The 3,318-nt window shown below is 64.4% G+C and carries 3 protein-coding genes and 1 pseudogene; 2 read left to right on the forward strand and 2 right to left on the reverse strand.

All coding sequences use genetic code 11. From position 1 onward, the window contains the following. Positions 1 to 79: pseudogene (locus VIR09_RS10420) on the reverse strand (transcriptional regulator); the annotation flags it as partial. Between the two features lie 110 nt (positions 80 to 189). Further along, a complete protein-coding gene (locus VIR09_RS10425; protein ID WP_332012800.1) occupies positions 190 to 951 on the reverse strand; it encodes a hypothetical protein in 762 nt (253 codons plus the stop codon). 622 nt (positions 952 to 1,573) lie between these two features. Here VIR09_RS10425 and VIR09_RS10430 point away from each other — a divergent pair. Both VIR09_RS10430 and VIR09_RS10435 read left to right on the forward strand, forming a co-directional pair. Continuing rightward, positions 1,574 to 1,984: a helix-turn-helix domain-containing protein gene (locus VIR09_RS10430; RefSeq protein WP_034038013.1), complete on the forward strand. Its 411-nt coding sequence runs from the start codon at positions 1,574 to 1,576 to the stop codon at positions 1,982 to 1,984. Beyond that, entirely contained in the window at positions 1,984 to 3,228 is a 1,245-nt protein-coding gene (locus VIR09_RS10435; protein WP_034038011.1) for a type II toxin-antitoxin system HipA family toxin, read from the forward strand. The genes VIR09_RS10430 and VIR09_RS10435 overlap by 1 nt, the downstream gene beginning before the upstream one ends. Positions 3,229 to 3,318 lie beyond the last annotated feature (90 nt).

Here is a 3,318-nt window from a genome sequence, read left to right on the forward strand (position 1 = left end):
CGGTCTTGGCCTCGACTTCCGCGCGGCGCAGGATGCGGTGTTCGTTCGGCGTCGCGGTGGCGATGGTCTGGGCAGTCACGAGGGACACTCCTTGGCGCTGTGTAGCGGCGGTGATGGAAGTGCCCCGTATTCAATAGCGCGGTTCCCGCGCGGTCACCGCAAGTGCAGACACGCCGTCTGCACTTGCGGTCAGCGGTCCTGGGTGGCGAGATGACGCTTGGCTGCCGAAAACTTCGCCCACAGCGTTCGCTCGCTGATTCCGGATTTGTCGCCGTAATGGGCAACCAGCGCATTGATGACCGATTCCAGCGTCTCGAAAGACGAATAGGGAACGCCATTGGGTGACTTGCCCAACAGCAGGGTCAGAAGACCGCCAACGATGTTCAGGTAGGTGGATTCACTGCGGGCGCCCGGCGTCCCGGACCGCTTCTCGCGCTCCGTGCGCGCCTGGTGCTCCTGGCTGAGCGTCTGGAACTGCTCATAGAGCGCGTCCCAGGCCTGCACCTTGTCGGCAAGCTGGAGCTTCAACGCCTCGCGATCCATGACCAGTGCCTGCACGGCATCGACACTGACGGCCGGATGCAGGTGACGCTCGAAGGCATCGAACAGGAATGCCGGTCGCTGGTCGGGATAGAAACGGATCATCCAGGCCTTCAGATCGACGTGGCGGATCGTGAGGCCAGGATCATCGAGCAAGGCGGGATCGTTGCTCGTGAGGCCATCCTTGCCGTAGGGAAGGTCGAGATGCACCAGTGCGTCGTAGATCCGTTCCGCGTTCAGGCGAAGCTGTGGCCAGCGCGCCAGTGCAGCGTGCTCCGGTAGCCGGTTCATCCCCTCGGCGACATCAAGGATACGGCGCTCGAAGCGTGACAGCCCCGCCCACTGGATGGCCGCCTCGATCGGACGATAGAAGACCTTGGCTTGGGCGCCGGAAGAAGATGACTTTCTCATGGGCTACTCCCTGGTGAACGGGTTCAGGACATCGGCTTTTCTCGTGGTCTGGTCGACGCCATCCCACACCTTCGCGGCGCGGAGCGGTGGCGACTTGGCTTGTGGAAAGGTTGTAGTGACGGCGAATGGCTGCAATGCTCACCGCAGCAACCAGTCGATGTGGCACCTTGTCCACCGACACCGAGCCTCCGCGTGGCGGTATGCTTCAAAATGTTTCTCGCCCGAGGCGGGGAGGCTTGGTGGTGAGGTTTTGCTACAGACGCCATCGCGGCGAAAGACGGATTCGGTCTTCTTGCGTTCAAGCCTGGGCGTTACCGGCGTGCAAAACAACGACGGTCTATCAGAAGACGCAGTTCGGGCCAGAACAGGCGTGGCGATGCCGCTTCGACAAGGAGCGACGAGGTTTCGCGCAAGACCCGAGGGGTCTACCTCCAGATCGACAAAGCATGACGTCCCGTTTCTCTCATTCGTGCGAAAGAGCCGTTCAGGGCCGCTCGCAATGGCGCAGCGCGGTCACCAGAACTGCAAGGGGTAGGCACGTATTGGGTTGACTGCTTGCCATTTTTGCGTTCAAATATGAACGCTTATATATAAAATAAGCTCATATTTGAGGCTATAAAAAATGTCTTCTTCCGAGCAAAAGCGCTCTGGTGCGCAAGTGGCGATGCCGCAGCCTGTTGCGCGTGCGCTGCGCCGCCTGGGGCAGGACATCTCGGCGGCGAGGCGCATGCGCCGCCTGAGCCAGGAAGACCTTGCGCAGCGCATCGGCACGTCCTTGAGCACCGTCAGGCGCATGGAAGATGGCTATCCCGGCACCGCGCTGCACACCTTCCTGCGCGCGCTGCACGTGCTGGGCCGGCTTGATGACCTGGCCCAGGCGATGACCCTGGAGAACGATGCGCTCGGCATGGAACTGGTGCGTGAGCAGCTGCCGCAGCGGGTACGCACCTCTGCCGGCAGGAAGCGGCAGGCAGCATCCGTCGTTGACAAAGGCGATGCGCGCACGCCTGCCGATGACTTGGAGGGCTTCTGATGGCAACGCCTCGGCCCACACGACGTCCGGACCTCGAAGTCCACCTGGGCGCGAGTGGCTTGGTCGTGGGGCGCCTGCATCTTGGCGGCGGCCGGCGCAGCGCGTTCAGCTACGACGAAGGCTGGCTGCGGGATGCCCGGTTCTTCACGCTGTCGCCCGACCTCCAGCCGGTGGCCGGCGTGCAGCATCCCCGGCAAGTGTTCTTCCTCGCGCTGGAGGACACCGCGCCCGACGCCTGGGGCGAGCGTGTGATCCGACGCGCCCATGCGAAGCTGCGACAGGAAGACCGCGACACGCCTGCATTGGACCCGGTGGACTTCGTGATGTGGGTGGATGACGAGGCGCGCGTCGGCGCGCTGCGCCTGTTCGATCCGCACTCTGGCGCCTACCTGCGCGCCGGAGGCGCGAACCGGCAGGTACCGCCCCTGGTGGAACTGAAGAAGGTGCTCCACGCGGCCCGCGCCCTGGAAGACGGAACGGAAAGCGCGCAGGACCTGCACTACCTGCTGGGGCAAGGCACGTCACTGGGTGGTGCCAGGCCGAAGTCCACGGTGCGGGACACCGATGGACGCCTGGCGGTCGGCAAGTTTCCCAGCCAGGCGGACCGGCGCGACGTGATCCGGGGCGAAGTGCTGGCCATGCAACTGGCGGCCAAGGCCGGCATCCGCGTGGCGCCGGCCCGCGCGGAAGTGATCGGCGGCACGGCGGTCGCCGTCATCCGGCGTTTCGACCGCACCCATGATGGCGGCCGCATCCCTTACGTGTCGGCCGCGACGATGCTCCAGTCCGATGGTCGCGACGCGACGCATGCCTACACCGAACTGGTGGATGTGCTGCTGCAGTCGGGCGCCGATCCGATCGCCGACATCCATGAACTGTGGCGCCGTCTGGCCTTCAACTTCCTGGTCTGCAATACCGACGACCATCTGCGCAATACCGGCTTCCTGTACGACGCGCGCCAGCGCGGCTGGCGCCTGTCGCCGGCCTTCGACCTGAACCCGATGCCGGGCGACCGGCGCGAGAGCAAGACCTGGCTGAGCGAGGACACAGGCGTTATCGACAGCCGTGACATGCTGATGGCCACCGCGTCGTATTTCAGGCTGGATGCTGCGCAAGCGCAGGCGATCTGGAGCGAAGTGGCCCAGGCCGTGGCGGGCTGGCGTGCATTGGCCCGGGGATTGGGCATGCGCGGTACCGACCTGCTGGATTTCGAGCCGGCGTTCGTCGAATCGACCACGCCCTGACGACATCGGCAGGACATACCGCTACGGCCGAGAATCATCTTGAACTGTTGTCGCCAACGCCGCGCATAGCGAGCGATAGCCGATGCGTTC

The organism is Achromobacter sp. (genome assembly GCF_036567245.1).
Taxonomy (GTDB): Bacteria; Pseudomonadota; Gammaproteobacteria; order Burkholderiales; family Burkholderiaceae_B; genus Achromobacter.

Bases quoted from the DNA above. Each gene is read 5' to 3' on its own strand.
- VIR09_RS10425 (WP_332012800.1), bottom strand. From the start codon at position 951: ATGAGAAAGTCATCTTCTTCCGGCGCCCAAGCCAAGGTCTTCTATCGT.
- VIR09_RS10430 (WP_034038013.1), top strand. From the start codon at position 1,574: ATGTCTTCTTCCGAGCAAAAGCGCTCTGGTGCGCAAGTGGCGATGCCG.
- VIR09_RS10435 (WP_034038011.1), top strand. From the start codon at position 1,984: ATGGCAACGCCTCGGCCCACACGACGTCCGGACCTCGAAGTCCACCTG.